Here is a 23504-nt window from a genome sequence, read left to right on the forward strand (position 1 = left end):
ATTTGTTTTCGGTACTGGGAATCAATCGTTTCCCGAACCGGCATCGGGAGATACCTTCATGCTATAAACAGCATGTTATGAAGGATCATATAATTCTCCCACTCGAAGCCGTAACGATGGAATCGTTGCCGCTCGTTGGTGGCAAGTCCGCCTCACTCGGCGAAATGATTGGCAACCTCGCACAGGCAGGTGTGAAGATACCCACCGGCTTTGCCATCACCACCAAAGCCTACTACGATTTCCTGCATCAAAGCGGACTGGAAGATTATATCCGCGAGCAGATTGCCAATATCGATTTTGAAGATATCACCAGTCTGCGCCGCGCCGGCATGCGCATACGCCAGGCTATCAGCAGTACCCGCTTTCCGTATGAATTGAGCAGCCAGATAATTGATGCTTATCATGCCTTGTCAAGGGAATACGGCCAGGAGCAAACGGATGTGGCTGTACGCAGTTCCGCCACTGCGGAAGACCTACCGGACGCTTCTTTCGCCGGCCAGCAGGAAACCTTCCTCAACGTACGCGGGCCCGTAGCGCTGATCGATGCCGTGCGGAACTGCTTCGCCAGCCTGTTTACGGACCGCGCCATCAGCTACCGCTCCACCTTTGGCTACGATCATTTTAGTATAGGCTTATCCGTTTGCGTGCAGAAAATGGTGCGCTCGGACCTCGGCGCCTCCGGCGTAGCGTTTTCACTGGATACGGAATCAGGCTTCCGGGATGTAGTGCTGATCAACGGCTCCTGGGGCCTGGGAGAAATGGTCGTACAGGGAGCTGTCAGCCCGGATGAATTCATCGTCTTCAAACCCTTGCTGGATAAAGGCTACACCCCCATCATAGAAAAGAAGCTGGGTAACAAGGATAAAAAAATGGTCTACGGGGAAGGCAGCGACGAGAGAACGAAAATCATCCCGGTAGAAAAGCAGGCCGTGCATAAATTCTGCCTCAGCGATGAACATATTATCCAGCTGGCCTCCTGGGTGAATTGCATCGAAGCCTACTATTCCGAAAAGAAAGGCCACTGGTGCCCCATGGATGTGGAATGGGCGCTGGACGGACTCACCAACGAACTATACATCGTACAGGCAAGGCCGGAAACCATTCATTCCCGTAAGGATCACAGCAAAGTGAAATCCTACGTGATCAACGATAACGGCGCTCCCCGCGAAGAGATCGTCCGCGGCATCGCCGTGGGGGATAAAATAGCCGCAGGCCATGTCAACATCCTCTTCTCGCTGGACAACCGGCTCAACGCTGGCCTGGGCTTCCAGCCGGGAGATGTGCTGGTAACCGATATGACCGATCCGGATTGGGAACCCATCATGAAAATGGCCTCCGCCATCGTCACCAATAAAGGTGGCAGAACCTGCCATGCCGCTATCGTAGCCAGGGAGATGGACATTCCGGCGATTGTAGGCTGCGGCGATGCTACGGAAAAGCTCACCTCCGGGCAAGCCATCACCGTCAATTGCGCGGAAGGAACGGAAGGCGTCGTGTACGATGGCATCCTCCCTGTGGAAGAGCAGGAAATGGACCTTTCACAATTGCCGCAGGTCAACACACAACTCATGCTCAATGTGGGTACTCCTTCCATGGCGTTTCAATATACCCACCTGCCTAACAGGGGCATTGGACTGGCCAGAGAGGAATTTATCATTAACAATTATATCAAAGCGCATCCGCTCGCATTACTGAACCATAGAGAGCTGAAGGATGCCGATCTCTCCAAAAAAATAACCCAGCTCATAAAAGGCCATGAGAGCGAATCCGATTACTTTATCAATCAACTCGCCTATGGCGTGGGTAAGATTGCCGCCTCCTGCTATCCGGAAAAAGTAATTGTGCGTTTCTCCGATTTCAAGAGCAACGAATACTTCAACCTCCTCGGCGGTAAATATTTCGAACCATCGGAAGAAAACCCGATGATAGGCTGGCGGGGCGCTTCCAGGTATTATTCCGAAGCCTACAAACCCGCATTCCGCCTGGAATGTGAGGCCATCCGCAAAGTGCGCGAGCAAATGGGATTAACCAATGTAGTAGTCATGATCCCCTTCTGCCGTACGGTGGAAGAGCTGCAGAAAGTCCTGGGCGTGATGGAGGAATTTGGCCTGAAACGCGGGGAAGAAGGCCTGGAAGTGTACCTGATGGCGGAGCTGCCCAGCAACATCATCATGGCGGAAGAGTTTGCCGCTTATATCGACGGGTTCTCCATCGGCTCCAATGACCTCACCCAGCTGACCCTGGGGCTGGACAGGGATTCCAGCATTGTAGCCTCACTATACAATGAAATGAATCCCGCCGTACAACGCATGATTGCGCGACTAATCAGCGTAGCCAAGGAAAAAGGTGTGAAAGTAGGCATCTGCGGGCAGGGCCCTTCCGACTTCCCGGAATTCACCCGGATGCTGATCAGCATGGGTATTGACAGTATTTCCGTTACGCCGGATGCTGTCACCAAAACCCTGAAAGCTATCCATGAAGCGGAACTGGAAGCAGTAGAAATTTAATGATACATATGGCTGCATGCGGAATTATTTTACTAAATTTATTAGCAAAATAACATCCGTATGCAGCAACGACTAACACTCATCACCTTAGGCGTGAGAGACCTGAATCGCTCCCTGAAGTTTTACGAAGAAGGCCTTGGCTGGAAAAAATCTTCCGACAGCCAGGAAGCCGTTGCCTTCTTTTCCCTTGGAGGTATGGTACTGTCCCTATTCGGCTGGGATGCGCTGGCGGAGGATGCCGGGCAAACGCCGGCAGGAAGCGGCTTCAGGGGCATTTCCCTGGCGTATAATACCCGCAGCCGGGAGGAAGTGGATGCCGTATTACAACTGGCCGAAAAAGCCGGCGGTAAAATTGTAAAACCCGCTGAAGAGGTTTTCTGGGGCGGTTACAGCGGCTACTTCACCGACCCTGACGGGCATTTGTTTGAAGTGGCGCACAATCCTTTCTGGGAAATGAACGAACAGGGCCAGGTATTACTGCCTTAAGATATTTCAATCACAGCTACTCCGGGTATTCACCCGCCCTGGCTTCCGGAGCATGAAAATGCTGATTATCGGATACCCACACATTGACCGATTTACAGCCGGCACAAAAGGTGCCGGCTGTGTGGGATCCAGGCTTTTTCACTCTTCCAGTTCTAAAACATTTACCTGCTATATTCTTATCTACCTCCCCAAAATAATTTTGCAGATTCCCGTAATTTCTCCACATTTACACCGTAATTTTTACAACAATGGAATCTGACAATTCGGACATTATTACGTTCCTTACTGCCTACATCTTATCCAAGTTCAACACTTCTCCCCCACGTCCATAATTAACATCTGGCATACCTTTTGGATATATAGCGCCACAAAAATTAAAGAGGCCTCTTTAATGCATGTCTTCAGCTATGTAACCAACTGATGTAACCTTTTCAACACATACATTCTCAACCATCCCTAACAATGAACAACGTATCTGCAATTACGTGGGTAATAGTTATTGCTGTGCCCATACTACTCCTTATTTTGCATAAGGTATTACTTCGTATATTCTTTGGCGTAGTAATCGTGCCGGAAGACCGTATCGGACTGGTCACCAAAAAATTCGTGCTCTTTGGTAAACAGGAATTACCGGAAGGCCGCATTATTGCTACGGACGGGCAGGCGGGTTTCCAGGCGCAAACCCTCGCTCCCGGCATCTACTTCTGGCGCTGGTTCTGGCAGTACAGCGTATCCTTTCAACCCTTCACCGTCATTCCTACCGGCAAAATCGGACTGGTACTGGCAAAAGATGGTATGGAGCTGGAAACAGGCGCTGTGCTGGCGCGTAAGGTTGCCTGCGACACCTTCCAGGACGCAGAGGCATTCCTGAAAAACGGCGGCCGCAAAGGCCGGCAGACGGCCATTATCACGCCGGGTTCCTACCGCATCAATACTTTCCTGTTCGAAGTGGAGCTGACAGACGCGATTACCGTCCCTGAAAATGCTGTCGGCATCGTGACCACGCTCGAAGGTAAAGCCATTGAGGCCGGCTCCATCGCAGGCCGGCATATCGACCATCACAACAACTTCCAGGATGTGGACACCTTCCTCCAAAACGGCGGCTACAAAGGGCTACAGGAACAGGTGGTACTCGCGGGTTCCTACTTTATCAATCCCTGGTTTGCCCGTATCGAACTGGTGAAAATGACGGAAATCGCTATCGGACATGTGGGCGTAGTGATCTCCTTCGTCGGTAACGACGGCGTGGACCTCAGCGGCGCTGAGTTCAAACATGGCAACATCGTTTCCAAAGGCCAGAAAGGCGTCTGGGCAGAGCCGCTGGGCCCCGGTAAATATCCCATCAACCCCTACATCATGAAGGTGGAACTGGTGCCTACCACCAACCTGGTGCTCAACTGGGCCGCTGCCCGCAGCGAAGCGCACCAGCTGGATAAAAACCTCTCTACCATCACCGTACGCAGTAAAGACGGTTTTACCTTCAACCTGGACGTGGCGCAGATCATCCACATCCCCACCAACGAAGCGCCGAAAGTAATTGCGCGGTTCGGTAACATGAGCAACCTCGTTACGCAGGTACTGGAGCCTACCATCGGTAACTACTTCCGTAACAGCGCGCAGGGATCAGATGTAATCGGCTTCTTAACCAGCCGTAAAGAGCGGCAGGACAGCGCGAAAGAACATATCGGCCACGTGCTGGAACAATATAACGTGCATGGCGTGGATACCCTTATCGGCGACATCGTTCCACCGGAAACACTGATGAAGACCCTCACCGATCGTAAGATCGCAGAGGAGCAGAAAGTGACCTACGATACGGAACGGCTGGCACAGGAAACCCGTCAGAAACTGGAAAAAGAAACTGCGATCGCAGAAATCCAGAAGGAAATCGTAAAAGCGGATCAGGGCGTATGGATTGCCGAACGCAATGCCGACGCCGCGGTGAAAAAAGCCACCGGTGACGCCAACAGCGTACGCTTGCAGGCAACCGCCGAAAGCGACCGCATGAAACTGATTGCCGCCGGCGAGGCCGAAAAAGTACGCCTCCTCGCGAAAGCGGAAGCAGAACGTACGGAATGGACCGCGAAAGCCGATGCGGAAAAAATCTCCCTCATCGGTAAAGCGGAAGCAGAGAAAATCCTCGCTACCGGCCAGGCCAGCGCCGAATCGTATAAGCTGGCCGTGGAAGCCATGGGCGGCGATAACTTCACCCAATTGAAAGTAATGGAAGCCATCGGTACACAAAACATCCGCATCATGCCGGAAGTGCTGATCGGCGGTGGAGGCGATACTGCCAACGGCCCCATGTCCGGACTGCTGGGCTTGAAGCTGCTGGAAGAAGTAGCGAAACGAAAATCCGAAAAAGATCAAGATATACAACAAGGGCAATAACGATTGCCCCTTCCGCCATCTATAGCCACCGAAGCGCTGCGTCTGCAGCGCTTCTCCCATTTAAACAGTGCAGCTGCAAATAAAAAAAGGAGTGTACCGCAGCACACTCCTCCACGTATATACGAAGTAATTACTTCACCAAACTATTCAAATACACTTCTACATTAGTGTATCCCTTATCCAACTGGTGCCCGTTACCATCCGCAACATGGGGATTCAGGCCGTTGGCTTTTTCCCAGTCATCCGGCATCCCGTCATTGTCCCCATCCGGCGGTGCCGGAGCCGATTTCAGCTCCGGGTAGCCGCCTGCTTCGGCAGGGGTATCAATAATACCATTCTGCTTTTTTCCATTTGTGGAGATGCCTGTTTCCACTTCGCGGACGATCCGCGTATCCACTGCATCCCTGCGAAGGCTCGCGCCGGCGGCAGCCAGTACGGCCTTATACGCGTTGAGCGCATCGGTAGTGTTTACAGGGCTTACCTCAAACGGCGTTTTCACCAGGGCCGCAGCAGGGTCATTGCATTGTACGCCTCCATCTGTATTCTTCGCCGTAACCGCAGGGTCCTGGTAAACGAAATTCCCATCTACATAAAACTGCCCGTATGGTTCCGAAGGATTGATAATCCTGTTTCGCACCTTCTTCTGCGTAGCAGGGCCGGCTTTGTAATAGTTATTCACCATATTGTAATGCCCTTTTTCACCGCCGTAGGAGCTGTTGAAACCCCAGTTGTACACTACGTTGTTGCGGTAATCCACCAGCTCATCTTCTGTATTGACCGTTGTGCTGGAACCACTGAAACGGGGATTACGGCTGTTGTTATTCGCAATCAGGTTATGATGGAAGCTCGCCTTCCTCCCACCCCAGATGCCGCCATAACCATGCGCGCCCTTAATATGGTAAGATTCATTCAACGCTTCTGCCACGAGGCACCATTGCAAAGTGAAATTGCTGTTGTAATAGAAGGAAGCGCATTCGTCCATCGCCCAGCTGATGGAACAGTGGTCGATGATCACATTATCCGTATTCCTCCCGCCGAGGGCATCCCCCTCCTTACGGGAATCATCTCCCAAACGGAAACGCATATACCGGATGATCACATTGTTGGCTTCCACATAGGTAGGATAATTACGCACGCAAATGCCATCCCCCGGGGCCGATTGCCCGGCAATCGTCAGGTTGCCTTCCTTAATGCGAATAGGAGATTGTAAAGGAATGGTGCCGGACACACGGAATACAATGATACGCGGCCCTTTGGCTTCTACCGCCTTGCGGAAACTACCCGGGCCGTCATCTTCCAGGTTGGTGACATAAATGACTTTCCCATTCCGGCCGCCACTGGCATACCGGCCAAATCCTTCCGCACCAGGAAAAGCCTGCTGCTGCGCAGTTGCATCCGCAGCAAGCAGGCATCCTCCTATCATCATCTGCCAGAAAAAAAATTTACTGATGAATTTCATATTACATAACGTATTAAATGTAGCGCAAAGCGCTGCAGTAAAGTCTTGCTTACCCTGTATCCCAGGCCGGCTGACCGCCGCGGTCAACAGTGTTGCCGGCCCGGCATATCCGGCCGGCTATCCACCGCTGTAATAAATTATCTCCAACGCGGATCGCCGGCAGTCGCTTTCCCGGGGAATCCGCTGTCCTTAATCCTGAAGTTACCATTGTAGGGATCTTCGAACAACGCCGCTACCGTGGCGGAATAACCTATTACCCCCGGAATCGGGTTGGAGGTAGCCGTATAATCGCCGGTAGTATAGGTAGCGCTGGCGCTGACAGTAGTGCCGCTGCCGGCACGTACGCCCCTCACGGAAATAGCGTTGCTGTTGATCCTGCCATGGCCGAGGATGCAACCGGTAAACTTAATGCCGTTGGAAACATTGTTGGCATTAAAATCTACCAGGTAGGAAGTACTGTTCGCCTGGGGCGCTTCGTTGATCGTCACATTGGTGAACTCAACCGCCTCGGCCTGTTTGCCGCCTACAATTACTTTCTGCATCTTGTACAGCGTACTGTTGGTGATGCGGATATTGCTCAGGGCAGATTGTGCATTCCCATTCACCACGCCATAATCTGCAATACTGTCTATCACACAATTGTTAAACCCAATGGTATTAATGGCAGTTCCTGCCGCATCCGCCGTCTGCACGCGCACCACGCCACGGAACATTTCCAGGTTGCAGGATTCAAAGTTCACCTTGCCAATGCTGCCTGCCTTGTTAATATTCATCACATAAGAGCCGGTATATACTGCGCCTTTCAGGGTCACCTCGCGGAACAGCACTGAGTCAATCGTAGCGCCGGCAGAGAGGTTCATGGCACTGTTGAAAGTAATCACCGGGTAATTCGGATTGAAGCTGATTTCTGCTACAATGCTCAGCGATTTACTCAGCACCACTTCTGAAGTAAAGGCATAGTTTTCGCCACGCTTGAGTATAATGGTACTGCCGGATGGTACTACGGCAATGGTATCCATCAGTACGGACGGGCGGCCGCTGATGGCCGAAAGGTCGATCACCGTACCGTTTGCAGGCACGCCATCTTTCGTTTTGAAAGTGATATAGCCTTTACTTTTTCCTGCCGCATCATAGATTTCCACATTATAAGTAGTTGCCGCTTTGAGGCCATTTACCTGGATATGCCCGGCCTGGCTGGTAGCAGCGTCCAAAGCAACGGTAATCACCGGCTCGCTGGTCGCCTTCAGTTCCAGCTTCACAAAGCCGGGGGCCGGCTTCCAGCTGATGATGGCCGACTTATCGATAATATCCGTCGCAGCGGGATTGATCAGCCATTGCTCGCCGGAGATGGAAAAGCTTTTGCTGGTCAGCCAGTGGGAACTTTTCGTACTGTCGGCATTGTTGGTACGCACCCGCACAAAATATTTGGCACGCGGCGTCAGGTAATTATCGTTGATCCGGATACCGGAAGTATCGGTGGTGAAACGGTGTTCGTAAGTCGCAAAGGTGGAGTCCTTCGAGAGGTCCACTGTATAGGTGGCCTTCGTGGTGTACAGCGCCGCCTTCCAGGTGAGGATGGCCACCGTATCTTCCGAAGAGATGCTGATTTCCCCGGAAGGCATAAACTCACGCGGCATTGCCAGGTCGTCTTCGGTACGTTTGCAGGCTCCCAGGCCGGCGATTGCCAGCAGTATTACTACGAGGTATTTATAATTAAATCTGATAGTCATGATAGGGATTTTTATTTGTAACCAAAGTTCTGCTCGAGTTTGTAATTACTGTTCATCGCATCCAGCGGAATAGGGAACAGCTCTTTCTTATTTGGCTCAAAGTAGCGCACGTACCCTTTCCGGTCGCCGGTGATATAATCCTCCGTTACGGAAGCTCTCCATGCTTTGGAAGTATAGCCTGACCCCGATGGTGCGGACGAAGTGCCCAGCCCCGGTTCAAAGAACACTTTGGAAGGCGCGCCGCCATACAGGTCCATGGTGGCCATCTCCTCAGCGGAAGTTCTCACCTTATACTCCGCCGCCTTGGTGTAGATATATGCCGGCACGTTGGCGTATCTGCCGGTACCGTTCATAAACTCACGCAGCTTGTCTTTGGTTTCAGCAAATTTGGTAGCAATCAGGTTCCATCTGATCAGATCATATTTACGGATACCCTCACCGCCAAACTCCAATAATCTTTCCTGTACAATGGCTTTGAAGAATCCTTCCTTATCCTGCGGGATAGCAGGGATCCTGTCCTCATGGCCCGCATAGGCGCGTTTGCGCACCCGCAGCAGCGCTTCCTGCGCCAGGGCGGAAGGCGCGCCGTTGATCTCGTTGTCCGCCTCCGCATACATCAGCAGGACGTCCGCAAAGCGCAGGATAGGCCAGTTCACCGCCAGGTTTTGCGCGGTACCGATGATACTGGTCCATGACCGCCTGAACTTACCATCTGTCATGGCTGCGCCGGTTGTCGCGATCTTCTTGCTATCCGCGTCAATTTCAAAACAGTTCAGGGTTACATCTCTCCTTACATCCCCGATGGAATCAAATTCATAGAAGTAGGTAGGGATGGCATTGATGCCGCCGCCTCCGCCGCCATATTTGGAGCTGGCATTGTGCCGCATACCGTTGTAATATCCCAGCTTACTGTCGGAGCTGGCGTTACCGCCAAAGGCGCCCACTTCAAAAATCAACTCATGTTCATTATCCATGCGGGCCGCGGAATGCAACGTTTTAAAAAGGTTTTCATACACCGGGTTCAGGGAGTGTTCCGCAGGATGATCCATGATATCCTTACACTCGTCCATCGCTATCTGGTAGTATTTTTTATAGTCGCTGCCACGCTCCATCATTTTAGAGCTGGTGCGCAGCGCGTAACCGCCACGGGCCAGTGCAATCCTGGCGCGTAAGCCTTTTACGGTTGCTTTGGTAATGCGGATGTTTTGGTCGGGCGACTCACTTCTCCACGGCACAAGGTCTTCCGCAGTGGCCAGGTCGGCAAGGATGCGGTCCAGGATAGTGTCCTGGTTGGTGCGCGGCAGGTAAGGGTCCGCCAGGTCCGCAGCCGGTACAAAGTGCGCCGGCAGATCGCCCCAGTTGCGCACCGCCTCGTAATAAAACTGTGCGCGCAATGTCAGCGCTTCGCCCAGCATCTTACGCATCAGCTTTTTATCGTTCTCCGAACCGGAGTTATACGGTTTGGACAGCGGGATGTATTTGATACAGTTATTAGCCCTTTCAATGCCTTTAAACAACTGGTTAAAGCAGTTGGGCAGGTCGGTGTTGGCAGGGCTTGCGCCATAGCAACTGATCCCTCGGCGGTCGTCCGCATTGTAATCGCCGGAGGTCCTGAAATCATCAGCGGATTGCGGGAACAGCGTGGCGATGCGGCTACCGTAGCCGTTATCCCCGATCAACATGGCATAGGTGCCAACAATAGCGCTGTTGGTATTGGAAACGCTGTTGAAAGTATCGTCCAGCAAGACGGTAGAAGGCGAATCTACAGTCAGGTATTTTTTACAGGATGCCACGGTCAGCATACCGGCAGCAGCCAAAATGGTATATAGAGTACGTTTACGCATAATGAGTTACAATTAAATCTTAGAAAGAAGCATTTATACCAGCCAGGATGAAACGGCTACGCGGATACGCAGAGTAATCAACAGACGGCGTCAGCGGATTATTGCGACGGGTATTGGCCTCCGGATCATAACCACTGTACTTCGTGAAAGTATGGAGGTTGTTAACGGTAGCGTACACACGGAAACGGGAGAATACATTGGTGCGTTTCAGCAGTTTCTCCGGGATGGAATAACCCAGGGTGATGTTACTGATGCGCAGGAAGGAACCATCTTCGATCGCGAAGGAATGCAGGAAGTAGTTACCCAGCGGCGCGGACCAGTATTTGGTATCCTTGTTCAGGGCTTTCAGCGCCTCAGGATCGGTTACCTTCTGCCCATTGTCGTCATACCATTTCCATTGGTCTTTCATGAACTCCAGCAGGTTATTGTCCTTATACAGGTACTGCGTGGTAAACTCCATCCTGTTGGCATTATACACTTTATTGCCATAGGAGAAGTTAAGGAAGATGCTCATATCAAACCCGTTCCAGGTAAACTGGTTGTTGATACCGCCAAAGAACTTAGGCTGCGCGTTACCCAGCACAGTTCTGTCGTTGGCGCCGATGGTCATGTTCTTATCATTTGTGAGCTTCTTCAGCTTCAGGTCGCCCGGCTGAGGGTCCCTGTTACCCAGGGCTACAGCGCCGGAGTTAGGCACATCTGCTTTCAGCGTGTATCGTTTGGTGGATGGGTTGTAATCAAAATCATCCACACTGTAGTAACCATCGGTTACATAGCCATAGAACTGGCCGATGGGAGCGCCTACTTCCACGAGGAAGTCATTCAGGCTGTTCACCCATCCGGACTGCGCAAAGTAGGATTTCAGCGGGTTGCCGCTTGGGTCCGTACCCAGGCTCACGATGGTATTTTTATTATGCGCCACGTTGAAACTTACATTCCAGTTGAATTTCTTTTTAGCGAAAATGGAGGCATTAATCTGCAATTCCACGCCGGTATTTTTGGTTTTACCGATGTTCTGCATTTGTGTGGCATAACCGGTCGTCTGTGGAATTTGCGCAGCCAGCAGGAGGTCGCGGGTATTGTTATTATAGAAGTCTACCGTGGCGTTGATGCGGTTATCCAGGAAGCTCACATCCAGCCCCAGGTTGCGGGCAACGGTGGTTTCCCATTTCAGCCTTGGATTGGCGAGGGATACCGGCGCCAGGCCAGGCGTCACCGCTTCCTCAAAGGCATAGCTGGCATTCTTAGCGTCAAACACGGTGCGGAAAAGGTCGTTGGCAATGCGGTTGTTACCGGAGGTACCCAGGCTGGCGCGCACCTTCAGGTCAGACAGCCAGCGGATATCCGCTTCCTTAAACCAGTTCTCTTCTGCCACGCGCCAGGCCACCGCTGCGGATGGGAAGAAGGCGAATCCGTTTTCGTAGTTGAACTTGGAAGAACCATCATACCGGCCTGTTAAAGTGAGCATATAGCGGCTATCGTAAGAGTAGTTTAACCTGCCGAAAAAGGATATCAGCCTTGCCTGTGATTCGCTGGTGGTGGCAGGGTCCTGCACATAACCGGATGGAGGCGTGGCTTTATCGATACCGGCAAAAGCCTGTTCCGGTGAAAGGTCCACCGGGATGAATTTTACGGTGCTGTTGAAAGTAGTAGCCTTCGTCTGGTACAGCTCCTGGCCCAGCAATACATTCACATTATGCTTTTTGGCAAAAGTATGTTTGTAGTTCAGGGTGTTGGAGTTGGTCAGCGTCATAGTTTCACCGGTGTTGATAGACACGACTGCGAGGCCGGCATTGCTGCGCGCCACGCTGGTCACCTCGCCGTTGTAAGTATTCGCCCTGCTGTTGTTGGCAGTGATACCGGCTACGGATTTAAACGTAAGGTCCCTGGTGATATCATAGCTAAAGTAACCGCTGAAGTTACCATCGTTGCGATAATCGTATTTCAGTTCGTTATGCGCCAGTAATACAGGACTGGTGAGGTTGGTGAGATCGGCATAGGCCGGATCGAATATATCCACCACATCTTCCTGGCCTGTACCGATGAACGGTTTGTAGCGAACGGAGTTGCGCAAACGGTTAGTACCCTGGGAACCCGTAGCGGAAGTGCCCACCCCATCTATACGCTGCCGGCCATAACGGGCGGTGAGGCCCACTTTCAGCCGGTCTGACGCCTGGTGGTCAAAGCGGAAAGAGAGCATATTACGGCGGTAACCTGATTCCAGCATGATGCCATCATCTTTCAGGTTATTGAGCGTAAGGTTGAAGCTCGTGGTTTTGGAACCGCCGGATACGGTGACCACGTTCGTCAGGTTCTTTGCATCACGGCCAAACACCTCATCCTGCCAGTCGGTAAATGGCATGTTCCTGTATAATTCCAGGTCTTCCCAGCGGCCATATTTATCGCGGAAGGAGTTGGCCGTAGCCTCATCTGTATTGTAGTTATATACCTTGTACTGGTATTTCACATAGTCGTAAGGTTTCAGCACAGCCAGCTTATTCACAATGCTGCGGGTACCGGCATAGCCGTCGTAGCTCACGCGGGTTTTCATTTCCTTCCCTCCTTTCGTAGTGATGATCACCACGCCGTTTGCGCCGCGGGCGCCGTAGATGGCGGTGGATGCCGCATCTTTCAGTACGTCGATGGATTGGATTTCCTGCGGGGAAAGTAAAGACAGCGCATTCTCTACCTGGATACCGTCCACAATGTAGAGCGGGGAGTTATCCTGTGTGATGGAACCGCCACCGCGTACACGGATCAGGATTTCCGCACCCGGGCGGCCTTCCGTCGTCGTTACCTGCACACCCGCCAGGCGGCCGGCCAGCGCTTCCGCCACGGTATTGGCCGGAATGTCCTTCAACTCTTTGGTGGCGTTAATGCTGGATACAGAACCGGTGAATTCCCCGCGGGGCATGGTGCCGTAACCTACCACCACCACCTCATTCATGTTGGCGTTGGATTGCTCCAGGGTCACATTCAGGGTTTGACCCGCTTTTACAGGTATCACCTTCGCCTGGTAGCCAATGTAGGTAAACTGCAATTGCGCTGCATTATCATTTGGCAAATTGATCGTGAAGCGCCCGTTAACATCTGTATTAACCCCTGTTGAAGTGTTCATCAGGCGAACAGTTACTCCCGGTAAGGGATCGCCTGCTTCTTTGTTGGTGACTGTTCCCTTTACCTGACGGGATTGGGCAAAGCCAGCCATACTGCCACATATGATGGCAACAAGGAGAAGAATTCTTTTCATAAGTGGAAAAAAGATTTAATGTCCGTTGAAGAACTCCTTTTCGAATGAAATTTAGGTTGATAGAATCAGCTTTTCAGCTGTATGACGTGCTATGTTGTTGGTGTCTATAGGTCAGGAAGCATTCTTTTGAATAATTTTCATTAACGTGTCCCATGAAAAGCTGATAGCCTGTTGTTCGTTTCAGATCCATAGCTCTGGTAACAATTTTACTCTCTAATTTTCTAACCGCCAACAGTTTGCTCCTAATTATTTACGCAATCGTTCCCAAAAGGGTCATTTTGACGTGATAACAAAAAAAATCCCTCGCCGGAAAACCAGCGAGGGAATGGGCAAAAATACACCGCATCTACTCAAAACGGTATCTTGTAAGAGGCTATCCTCTTATTTATCAGGTTAATGACAGCGGGACTATGAATCCGGGAAACCCATTGAACCCAGCGGGTTTTCCGGATCCTTTATTATTTTTTCTTCAGCTGATATACTTCCGAACCTGCCAGCAGGAAGCATCCCAGCCCATAATCTTCAAAGTCGGGAATCTTATCATAGCTCACCGGCTGTCCGTCCTTCGGCTCCTTGCCGGTGCTTTGCACCCAGCCCAGCGCGCCGTTGGGATGCACGCAGTCCTTCAGCATCGCATTCCAGGCTTTGGCGAGTACCGGCAGGTACACCTTCCGGTCAATAAGGCCCTTGTTGATGCCCCAGGCCATGCCATACACGAAAAGCGAGGTACCGGTCAGCTCCTTACCTGGATACTCCGTAGGGTCGGCCAGGCTTACATTCCAGTAGCCGTCCGGGCGTTGCAGCGGGAGCAGCGCAGCCAGCATGTCCTTGTAATCCTGCATGTATTCAGCATAGTGCGGATCGGTTTTCGGCAGCTCCTCCAGGGTACGTACCAGTGCCGCTACCACCCATCCATTGCCCCTGCTCCAATAGCACTGTTTTCCGCCAACGGTGGTATAAGGCGGCACGAAGTCCTTATCTCTCCACCACAACTTATCAGCGGGGTTATACAAGCCATTGGTCCCATGCTGATGCTTGGTATAGCTGTACATCCGGTACATGAAGTCGAAATAGCTGTTATCCTTGTTATCTACCCCCAGTTTCACAAACACCGGCATCGCCATCTGCAGCGCGTCAATCCACCACCAATCGTCCACCTTATCGGTGCTCTTCATATTGTCGATAGCGGCCTTTACTTCCTTAATGTACTGCGGGTCCTTATCGATCCTGTACAGGTCAATGTAGGTCTGCCCGGCGCAGATATTATCTGCATTCCGCACGGTAGGGCCGCCCCAGAGGCCCCAGTTGTGGCTCTTGCCCCAGTCCAGCGCATATTGCTTGTAAGCGGGTTTCTTATCAATATTATACAGCGCCATCAACCCCTCGTAATACACAGCCCGGGTCCAGAGGTTGGACGGACGTTCTTTTTTCACGAACGTCGGTTTCCCCGGATCAGCGTACTTTTCCATGAAGTACTTATTCGTCAGCTCCAGCGCTTTCAGTGTTTTCTTCTTATCGGGGAGCTGCTGGGCATTCGCCTGCAAGGCCCCGATCATCGTTAATGCTATCAGTATCTTTTTCATCTCAGGTAACTATTAAGCGTACATCCAGGTATTTGCTTCAGTCCTTCCACCACCGCGCCGGCATTGAGCGCCGCGCCTTCTTTATTGGTATGCGTATGGTCTCCTTTAAACAGCGCGGCTACTTTTTCCTTGCCCAGCGCTTCATATTTTTCAGCAATGATATTATTCAGGTCAATGAAGAAAGCGCCGGTGGTATCGGCCGTCTGCCGGGCCCATAAGCCATAGTCGGCATTGCCGCGCTTTACCTTGTCGCCATTCCAGTTATCCCGTGGCACGGGTGAGCAAATGATGGCAATGGCGCCTTTCGCTTTGGCCTCTGCCACATACTTGCGCATGTACCAGCCATAGGTATGTACCACTTCCTGCTGCTTGCGGATAGGGTTGTAAATTTCCTTAGATTCTTCCCCGGTACCGCGGATGGTGCCTCTTGCGCGGGCGGTATCGTCCAGCGGACCGGCATCGTTGTGGCCAAACTGCATGATCACGTAGTCGCCCGGCTTCAGCTCAGCCAGGATTCTTTCCCAGCGGCCTTCCGTGAGGAAGGTGCGGCTACTCCGCCCGCCGATCGCATGGTTTTGCACCTCGATTTTCGCCGTATCAAAATAACTGTCTATCAGCGTTCCCCAGCCCCATTGGCCGGTACTGCCTTTACCGTCGCCGTTTTTCACGGTACTGTCTCCAATGATATACAGCACGGGCTTTTTCACCTGCGTAAAGGCAGTCATGAGCAGGCAAAGGGCGGCCAGGCCCAGGTATTTTACTTTCTTCATGGTTGAATGATTTTAATGTTGGGCTTTGCAGGGGTTTTCATGCCCTGGCCCAGGTGATAGCCGGTATGCGGCGGCTGGTTGTAGCCCACATTCTGCCATACAATGCTGAGGCGGTATTGCGGGTCCTGCATGAGCGTGTACAGCTTCACGTCCGTCGGGATGGTAGTCGTGAAGATGCGCAGCTCCTTGTTATCGGCAGTGCGGTAGATCACTTCCTCCCGCCAGTCGCCAAACAGGTCGGCAGATAATACCGGGTTGGATTTGGTGCCATTGTTGCTGACGCAGTCGTATTGCCTTGCATCAAACAGGCGGTTGCCCTTACTGTTCAGGTAATCCCATTTATCGATCGTGGTGCCGTTCAGCAATTCGCTCAGCACATCGCCATCCCAATAGATGCCCATGTTGCAGGAGGGAGGCGCCTTTTCGGAGATCACATTCCCTTTCGCATCAAACAGCCCCGTGATGCCTGCGCCGGCCACCCAGCATTCAGAGCCGGGGTAGCGCGGATCGATGTCCAGCGCGAGCCCGCGGCCAGGGCCTTCTCCATCTTCGCCTGCTTTTACAGATGCTTTTTTCCAAAGTATTTCACCGGTGCGGGCGTCGCGGAAGCTGGCGCCGGCATCATCAAAACGTTCCTGTATATCAAAAATTTCCAGGCCGGGATGTTCCGGATCCAGGTCCGTTACATGCAGGGCATCGCCATGACCCAGGCCGGTGGAATACAGTCCCTGGCCGTTATCATCGATGACCATCGCCCCGTACACAATTTCATCCTTACCGTCATTGTCCAGGTCCGTCACCGTGAGGTTATGGTTCCCCTGCCCTCTGTAGGCGCGGTTTCTCCCACCCGGTTCATCACTGTCAAACGTCCAGCGGTGCGTGATCTTACCATCCTTGTAATCCCATGCTGCGAGGACGGTGCGGGTATAGTAACCGCGGGTCATCACAAAGCTGGGATGCTTTCCATCAAGGTAGGCCACACAGGCGAGGAAGCGGTCCATACGGTTGCCGTACCCATCGCCCCAGATGGCTTTCAGCTCTTCCGTCGTCGGCGTCAGGGACGACGGATGGCGGGCGGGAATGTAGTTCGTCGTAGCCATAGCCTTACCGGTCTTACCATCGAATACCGTGAGGTATTCCGGCCCGGCGAGGATATAGCCTTTATCGTTACGCCAGTCTTTGGTACTGTCGCCAATAACATTACCCAGTGCGTCCATAGTACCGTCAGCGGTTTTCATCACCACTTCCACTTTACCGTCCCCGTCCAGGTCATAGACAAGGAACTGCGTGTAATGGGCGCCTTCGCGTATATTTTTACCGAGGTTGATCGTCCACAACAGCGTTCCATCCATTTTATAGGCTTGGAACACCGGTGGATCTGTCAGACCTGCATGAGAGTTATCGTGCGCTCTGCCGGTAGCATGCAAAATGATTTCGTAGGCCCCGTCTCCATCCACATCTCCTACCGACCCATCGTTGGCGGAATAACCCTCCGGGAGCTGCAGGGGAATGGATAAATAGGGCTTGCTGCCGGTCTTTTTGGTAAAGACTTCGCTGCTTTCCTTCTCCTTCCCGTTCACCACCATCCTCACCTGGTAACCTAGCGTGGCGGCGGTATCGGCCGCTTTATCCAACAGCCAGGTAACATTTTTAAGCGGTTGGTTATTGATTTTTACGTTACCGCGATATACGTTGAAAGCGGCATTGTCCGGGTCCGTGACCAGGGAACGCCAGCTGACGAAGTTGCCTCCTTCCGGGGCGGCGATAGCCACCACGCCCCTGTTGAGGTACTCCATATTTCGTTGTGCCATTGCCGTTACAGGGAGCAACAGCAGACTCCATAATACTTTTTTCATTACTCGTTAATTTGAACGTTTTTCGAGTCTGTTACCTGGAAAGGTTTTTTATCGGCAGCGTTGAGTGTACTGTTGGTGATGGTCCAGTCCTGTACCTGTGTGAGCGTGCCCTTGCTTTCAGCCGTGATGTCCAGCTGATCGAAGCGGAAGTTTTCCAGCTGCGAGGTAGGCAGGCCCTGCGCGGTAATGATCCGGCGCACCGCCTTGGCTTTGATATTGCTCACATGCACATTGCGGAAATGCGGCGTGCCCCGTTCAGGCGTTACCTGCATCAGCATCGTTTTCCAGTGTACGGGAATGGAATCCGGGTTGTAACCTTCAGGCAAAGTGGAGTAGCTGTAAGCGGGGTTCCAGTTCATGGTGAAATGGAAAGCCGTGGTTACTTCCTCCATATGAATGTTGTTGAAATAAATATCTTCTACAATGCCGCCCCGCGTAGTGGCCGACTTGATATGAAACCCATTCGTAGTGCCTTTGGCTTGCAGGTCCGTTGCGAGTACGTGGCGGATGCCGCCGGAGGTTTCGCTGCCCAGCGTGAGCAGCCCGCCGCCCCTGCGGGCAATGCATTTGCGGATCACTACATATTCCGTAGGCCTGTTTACCCGCAGCCCGTCATAATCCCGGCCGGCCTTCAGGCAGAAGTCATCGTCGTTGCAATCAATATCGCAGTTTTGAATCAGCACCCAGGTGGAGGAATCCACATCGATGCCGTCCGTACTCGGGCCTGTACCGTCTTCATTGTTGCGGATCACCAGCCCGTCTACCGTGATGCGGGTGGAGTACAGCAGGTGTACCGTCCAGAAGCCGGCGTTCTTGATGGTAACATTTTTCAGCGTCACATCTTCGGACTCCTGCACCAGCAGTGTGCGTACGCGTTTGGAATCGTAATCCACGATCCAGCGCAGCCCTTTCGGCTCGTAGTCTTCCTTGCGCATCTTCCAGTATTTATCCCAGCAGAAGCGGCCCCGCGCGTTGATCACGCCCTCCCCTTCCAGCGATGCATTTTTCACTTTCAGGAGGTTGATCATAGCGGCCGGCCATCTCATTTCAATGCCTGCAATACGGGTATCAATCTCCGGGTAATCTTCAAAACGCTGGGAGCCCAGCAGGGTAACCCCCTTGTCTATACGTAAACGGACATTATTTTTCAGGAATATAGCGCCGGTCACATAGGTACCCGGCTTAAACGCCACAATGCCGCCTCCTTTGGCCGCGCAGGCATCAATCGCCTTTTGAATGGCTTTGGTATTAACGGTCACCGTATCGCTTACCGCGCCATAGGTATTGGCATAATACACCGTTGTGCCTTTGGGCGCCGTGGCGGCCCCCACTTTTTTCACCCAGTCTAACTGTTGCGCATGCACGGACAGGGTAAATAAACAAAGTATCAGTAACGCGGATCTCATCATAACGGTAATTATCGGTGATCAAAATACAAGTTCCATTCTGTCAAACTATCCTGTGCCTACCTGTATTACTACCGGGGCAGGCGGTCAAATATCGCGGCGCTGACCTGGAATACGGACCCATGGCGAATTCCGGCAGGGAGCTGCAATTTTTCTGATTCGTCCGTCACGGTGTTGCCATGCACGCGCACCACGCCGTATTTATGATCCCGGTACTTGTCAAAATACACCAGCCAATCCTCACCGCCGCGCAAGGCCGTAGGCCCTTCCGCCCAATAGTTGCCTGTAACAGGCCCGCCGCTCATCACATAGCCGCCGGTGAGCTTTTTGCTGTACGCAACGCGCAGGTGCTTCTTAGGCGGATTACGGGTTTCGTCTTTGAAGAACATCACCCATCGCTTCCCATCCCGCTGGATGGTGGCGTCTATGCAGTTAAATCCCGGATCATACAGCAGTTTAGCAGGACTGTACGTTTTAAAATCCCGCGTGAGCGTGTAGTACAGGCGGTGGTTATATCCGTCATCCCCGGTGGAATCGCCGGCCTGGAAGCGGCCCGGTATAGTGGTAGCCCAATAGATCATGTACTGCCGCGAAGCCGGGTCGTAGGTGATTTCCGGCGCCCAGCAATTCAGTGCGGCAGGTTCATGCGCCATCACGGGAATGGTCTGCTGTTCGCTCCAATGCACCAGGTCAGGAGAGGAAGCGTACCCGATCGTCCGCTCCTTCCAGCTCACCGTCCATACCAGGTGGAATAACTGGTCCGGCCCCTGGATGATGCAGGGATCCCGCATGAGCTTATCCGTGCCGGCAGTTGGCTTCAGCAGGGAGCTGTCCCCGTTGAGCGCAGTCCATTTATAACCATCACGGCTATACGCCAAATGCAATCCATCCTTCCCGTTATTTTTGAAATAACAGAAGAGGTACACCGGCGGCGTTTTCACCTGCGCCATCGCGCCCATACCTGTCCATACTAACAGGAATAACAACCATCTCTTCATAAAAAAATTTTACCTGCATAATGTGAGGGACATCAGTCCTATTACCACATCGTTGGCCGCTGTGTGTATGCTCAGTGCCGCCAGCGTTTTATCCGGCCGCAACGGCATTGGCAGCACAGTGGCCGCACCGCCGTCTACCGCCCTGGTGGAAAAACCTTTGATAGAGGCATAGCGTTCCAACCCATGGGCAAACCTGCCCTGCTTCAGGTAAAGCCTTTCCGGCACAGGGGCATCGGTGGTGAAGGCTTTGCCGTCGTTGAGGAGGTCCTGCTCAATCGGCCACCAGTTTTGCGGATTACGCAGCAGCAGCGTATCGCTGCTGCCGTCCGTATAGACCACTTTTACAAAACCGTTGGTCATCCGGCTCTGCATGGCGTTGGTAGAGCCGGCCATCAGCAGCCATGCGCCTTTGGCCTTACCGGAAAGCGGAATAGTAACGCTGTCCGGGTAATTATCCCACAGGGACGTATATACGATATTTTTGGCCGACGAATCACCCGGCGTTTGAAACGGTACGCCGGCAGTATTACGCACTTCACTGGCCGCGCCGGCAGCGGCTCTCAGGCCACTGTCGTCAATCACGGCTGTAGCCAGCGGATAACACCAGTTGCCAATACCTTGTACAGGTAATTGCAAGGTGGGCACGGCCGGGCGCGGACTTAAATATTGCTGCTGAAAGATGTCCGTCACCTTGCTGTTAAAATATTTTGCCAGCGGCACCGCCTCGTATTGCGTACCGAATTCGCCGGCATTGCTCACCGCCACCGCCTTGCGGGGCTTGTGATTGGCTACCCACCAGGAGAAGCCATTTTGTTCATATTTCGCAAAGCTCACCAGTTCCATCTCTTTCTTTTCGATTACCGGAAGCTTGTCTGTCAAGCCATTGGGCGGGGTAGTCACCACTACTTCATACGCTGCAGCTATCGGCAAAGCGATCGTAATCGCCGGGCCGCCCATTGCATCCTGCAGGGGTTTATAAGCCGCCGGCTTGCCATTTACCTTCACCACGATACCGTCTGTAGCGCTGACCGGCAGCTGCATGCTCACCTGCAGGCGCTTCCTGAAAGCAGGCTGCACCCGGTAAGTGGCGGTATGTTTATTTCGTTTGTACGTAAACGTTATATCCGGCGTTTGAATGGAAGCATGGTCCCACCCCGCAGGAAACCCGGGCTGCAACAGGAGCTTACCATTCAGCGCATCCGGCTGTATGCCGAAGAGCCCTTCCACCAGGGAGCGGGCGGCCATGGCTACAGGGTCCGCAAAATCACGGTAGAGTTCCCCGCGGATGGCATCTTCCTTTGCCAGCTGTTCAAAGTTGCCGGGGGAAGAGCCCATGAACATACTCTCCACCAGCGCGCTGCGCCAGAGGCGGTACGCCTCTTCAGGATTGCCGCCCTGCCAGTAAGCGAGGGCCGTGTGCAGGTTTTCCGCCAGCGCTACGTTGTTGAGCGACCACGTATAGGGTTGCCAGTTAGTAGTGCTGAGCAGGTACATATCTTTAGCGATGGGGATATGCGGAATGTATTCGTCAATATAACGCAGGCAGGAGTATGCCTGGAAAGGATCCGCCACCTTGGAGTCCAGCGCATGATACACCGTCCACAACGCAGCGTTGGGATGCAGCAGCTGCTTTCCCATTTTATCTTTATACTCCGCAAACCAGCCTTTATCCGCCATCCACAGCTGTTGCTGCATGGCGTTCAGGATATGCGCCGCCTCTTTTTCGTAAGGCCGGGCATCTTCACCAATCAGCTTCGCCAGCCTGGCCGCGGTAGCATTGGAGTAGTAGTTATAAGCAGAGGAATGCGTAACGCCGCCGCCGCTGTATTGCAGGGCGTCGCTGGCCCAGATGCAGGCATAGGCATCATAGAGGCCGTCCCCATCGGCATCGAAATTTCTTTTTTCCCAGGCCAGGTGGCGTTTGATCACCGGCCACATTTCCTTCACATAGGCTGTATCGCCCGTCCAGTTGAAATGCCGCAGCAGCTGGTCAATGAACACGAGGTTCATATCGTAGTGGTGCGCGCGGATATCTCCGTTAGGATTCCTGCATATATACCCATCACTGAACATTGCCGTGCCGATCTTTTCCAGCTGCCGGGCCAGATGCAGCGCCGTATCCGCCACCACTCCCAGCACGGGCGGGGTGGTAACCTGGCTTTTGGCATAGCTGGAAAAATGTTCCCGCGCGCGGTCGTGCCAGCCCAGCACATCGCCGAGGTATGCGCCGCGCCAGGCGTTGAGCCGCATGCGCCAGGCAACAGCGCCATGCAGGAAGGTCGGGCTTTCCCATACCGCGTCCGCGGCGAGCGCCAGCGCGCCGCCCAGGTTATTGATACAGGAATCCGGGGTATTCACCCTGATCCGGTTGGCCATGTTGCCGGCCGCTGCTTTGGTGTCGTCAAACAGGCCGGCTAAGTCCAGGGGGTTTTCTCCTGTTTGGAGAGAAAAATCAGTGACGCCGTTAACGAGCGTAAGTTGACTAACCAGTATAGCGGCGCGGTGTGCCGGTTGTGACAGTGCCGCAGGGATCTGCGCCGCCTCCTGTAAACCCGTTGCTTCACCGATCCCTAAGGTAGCGCCCCGCGGGAATACGCCGGAAATGTACTTCCCATTCGGGAGTTGCAGCCGGAACTGTTCCTTCCCCGTCAGCGCATAGGTATTACCGGCGCAATTGGCTTCATGCAGGTCAAACAGGTTGGGCGAGTCCGCCCCGATGTCCCCATCCCGGCTAAACTTTTTTCCGCTGGCGCCGCCATACACGCAGTACAGCGTGACGCCTCCCGGCAGCTGCTGCGCGTTGAACCGCGCAATCAACCCTTCCGCCCTGTACAGCGCCATAACGGTAAGCGTAAGCCTGCCGTTGCCTAACAGCGGATCCCTGATTTCGTACCGCATAGCGCCCTGCCCGTAGCGGGCAGTAATGTCCTTAGCGTCCTGCAGCCATTTGATGTTGCCGCCGCTTTTGATGGCAAACCGCAGGTTGCCGCCCATGCCGGGCAGGTACAGTGCAAACACGGGCTGGTCCCCCGCTTCCACGCGGAAGCCGGAATTGCCGCCATACAAGGCGCGATTGTACTTCAGTGTGCCGTTATGGATTACAAAATCGCCCTGCTGCGGCAGGTAACGCATTTCGCGCTGCGCCGCCGCAGTGGCCGCCAGCAGGCAGCAGCCCGCCGCTATTAATATTATCTTTCGCATGTCGCTTTCCGTTGTGCAATAAC

At 53.1% G+C, this 23504-nt stretch carries 13 protein-coding genes; 3 read left to right on the forward strand and 10 right to left on the reverse strand.

What is annotated here, in order from left to right; translation table 11 throughout:
- Positions 1 to 77: 77 nt before the first annotated feature.
- From ppsA to BOC67_RS22520, 3 genes are all read left to right on the forward strand, one after another.
- Entirely contained in the window at positions 78 to 2507 is a 2430-nt protein-coding gene (gene ppsA, locus BOC67_RS22510; protein ID WP_291913908.1) for a phosphoenolpyruvate synthase, read from the forward strand.
- Positions 2508 to 2567: 60 nt separating this feature from the next.
- Positions 2568 to 2993: a VOC family protein gene (locus tag BOC67_RS22515; RefSeq protein WP_291913910.1), complete on the forward strand. Its 426-nt coding sequence runs from the start codon at positions 2568 to 2570 to the stop codon at positions 2991 to 2993.
- A gap of 525 nt (positions 2994 to 3518) precedes the next feature.
- Positions 3519 to 5384, forward strand: coding sequence for an SPFH domain-containing protein (locus tag BOC67_RS22520; RefSeq protein ID WP_291913911.1), 1866 nt, complete (start codon positions 3519 to 3521; stop codon positions 5382 to 5384).
- A 130-nt stretch (positions 5385 to 5514) separates the two neighbouring features.
- On the opposite strand, the gene BOC67_RS22525 is transcribed toward BOC67_RS22520, so the two are convergent.
- The 10 genes from BOC67_RS22525 to BOC67_RS22570 all read right to left on the reverse strand — a co-directional run bounded on the left by BOC67_RS22525 (position 5515) and on the right by BOC67_RS22570 (position 23481).
- Positions 5515 to 6843: a pectate lyase gene (locus BOC67_RS22525; protein ID WP_291913913.1), complete on the reverse strand. Its 1329-nt coding sequence runs from the start codon at positions 6841 to 6843 to the stop codon at positions 5515 to 5517.
- 137 nt (positions 6844 to 6980) lie between these two features.
- Positions 6981 to 8573 (reverse strand): DUF5123 domain-containing protein, encoded by a 1593-nt coding sequence (locus BOC67_RS22530; protein ID WP_291913914.1) that lies wholly within the window; start codon positions 8571 to 8573, stop codon positions 6981 to 6983.
- An 11-nt stretch (positions 8574 to 8584) separates the two neighbouring features.
- Positions 8585 to 10417, reverse strand: a complete 1833-nt coding sequence (locus BOC67_RS22535) for a RagB/SusD family nutrient uptake outer membrane protein (RefSeq protein WP_291913916.1) — start codon at positions 10415 to 10417, stop codon at positions 8585 to 8587.
- Between the two features lie 19 nt (positions 10418 to 10436).
- Positions 10437 to 13667 carry a TonB-dependent receptor gene (locus BOC67_RS22540; protein ID WP_291913918.1) on the reverse strand — a complete coding sequence of 1077 codons (3231 nt, stop codon included), beginning with the start codon at positions 13665 to 13667 and terminating at the stop codon, positions 10437 to 10439.
- 458 nt (positions 13668 to 14125) lie between these two features.
- Positions 14126 to 15250: a glycoside hydrolase family 88 protein gene (locus BOC67_RS22545; RefSeq protein ID WP_291913920.1), complete on the reverse strand. Its 1125-nt coding sequence runs from the start codon at positions 15248 to 15250 to the stop codon at positions 14126 to 14128.
- Entirely contained in the window at positions 15247 to 16020 is a 774-nt protein-coding gene (locus tag BOC67_RS22550) for a rhamnogalacturonan acetylesterase (protein ID WP_291913922.1), read from the reverse strand. The genes BOC67_RS22545 and BOC67_RS22550 overlap by 4 nt, the downstream gene beginning before the upstream one ends.
- Complete coding sequence (locus BOC67_RS22555) at positions 16017 to 17876, reverse strand: rhamnogalacturonan lyase (RefSeq protein WP_291913924.1); 1860 nt, start codon at positions 17874 to 17876, stop codon at positions 16017 to 16019. The genes BOC67_RS22550 and BOC67_RS22555 overlap by 4 nt, the downstream gene beginning before the upstream one ends.
- Positions 17876 to 19285 (reverse strand): glycosyl hydrolase family 28 protein, encoded by a 1410-nt coding sequence (locus BOC67_RS22560; RefSeq protein WP_291913926.1) that lies wholly within the window; start codon positions 19283 to 19285, stop codon positions 17876 to 17878. Before BOC67_RS22560 ends, BOC67_RS22555 begins: the two co-directional genes overlap by 1 nt.
- A gap of 68 nt (positions 19286 to 19353) precedes the next feature.
- Positions 19354 to 20280 (reverse strand): glycoside hydrolase family 43 protein, encoded by a 927-nt coding sequence (locus BOC67_RS22565; protein ID WP_291913928.1) that lies wholly within the window; start codon positions 20278 to 20280, stop codon positions 19354 to 19356.
- Between the two features lie 9 nt (positions 20281 to 20289).
- The gene (locus BOC67_RS22570) at positions 20290 to 23481 is read right to left on the reverse strand and encodes a DUF4450 domain-containing protein (RefSeq protein WP_291913930.1); all 3192 of its coding nucleotides are present in this window, start codon (positions 23479 to 23481) and stop codon (positions 20290 to 20292) included.
- Positions 23482 to 23504: the final 23 nt, after the last annotated feature.

The organism is Chitinophaga sp. CB10 (genome assembly GCA_001870995.2).
Classification (GTDB): Bacteria; Bacteroidota; Bacteroidia; order Chitinophagales; family Chitinophagaceae; genus Chitinophaga.